The 1,068-nt window shown below is 50.6% G+C and carries 1 protein-coding gene and 1 pseudogene; both read right to left on the minus strand.

Features of this window, described 5'->3' with window-relative positions; genetic code table 11:
* Positions 1-572: molybdopterin-dependent oxidoreductase (locus ACWHAR_RS22900; protein WP_452087925.1), on the minus strand; the 572-nt coding region annotated here is incomplete at its 3' end.
* 6 nt (positions 573-578) lie between these two features.
* A pseudogene (locus tag ACWHAR_RS22905) lies at positions 579-1,068 on the minus strand (NAD(P)/FAD-dependent oxidoreductase); the annotation flags it as partial.

The raw sequence follows: 1,068 nt of genomic DNA on the forward strand, positions 1-1,068 counted from the left end.
TTGGTGCCGGCCAGAATGATCACACGGGTGTGGGGAATGTCTGATAAGGGATTCGTTAAGCCTCTGTCGGCACCGAATGTTTGGTTGGCTGCGGTTGCTGCGGCGGACATACAAAGCCTCCCGTTGTAGTCGATGTATTTTGTCTGTAAGCCCACCCGCGCGAATTTCCCTAACAAATATGCCTCTTCATTTGTAATCGAGGCGCTTCCGTATACCGCCATGGCGTCATGGCCGTGTTCTGCTTGTATCATTGTCACTTGGTCTTTGATATGATTCAGTGCTTCTTCCCAGGAAACAGGCATAAACTCGCCGTTTTTCTTCAGCAGCGGCCGGGTGATGCGGGAGGAGTTCAGGGCATGCTGGTGGGCGTTCATGCCCTTCATGCATAACCTGCCCTGTGTCGTAGGATTATCAATCCCGATCGCAGTGTACTTTTTGCGCGTGACGATGGTTTGTTCCACGAGCTGCATTTTGCACTGCATGCTGCAAAACGGGCATTGAGTGTCATATGTTTTTTCTGATTGGACGTCTTGCTGTTTATCACGGAAATATCTAAGCAGTCGTTCAGTCAAAATGCCTCATCCTTTCTTATATGCGCCCGTCTCTACAGTCGGGTTTTGAATCAGTGACAGATCTGTTTGGAGGCTTTCCAGCAGCTGTGCCCTTAGGTCTTCTTCGAATAGCACTTCTCTGATATGAACGATCCCGAGACGGTCTATCCACTGATGAACAGCTTCTAAGTAATGAGCCGTTTCCCGATAATACTGGATCAGTCCTTTGATCATGCCGGCAGTGCTGTCTTCGTTCTCAGTCACGCAAAACAGAGCTCCTGAACGGGCATGAGTTCCCCGGACGCCGCCGATGTAAATGTCCCAGCCACCTTGTGTCCGAATTGCGCCGACATCTTGCAGGGCGGCATCGGTGCAGTTTGTTTCACATGATAAGCTGATAGAAATGGGAGCGGGTAAGGGAAGCGTCTCAAGTTGTCTTTCGATTTGGGCTGCCAGCTGCTGAATCGATCGATTTTGCCCGCATGTACATGCTTTGATGCTTTGCAGCGCGTGTCGG

Source organism: Bacillus sp. LR--39 (assembly GCF_053613335.1).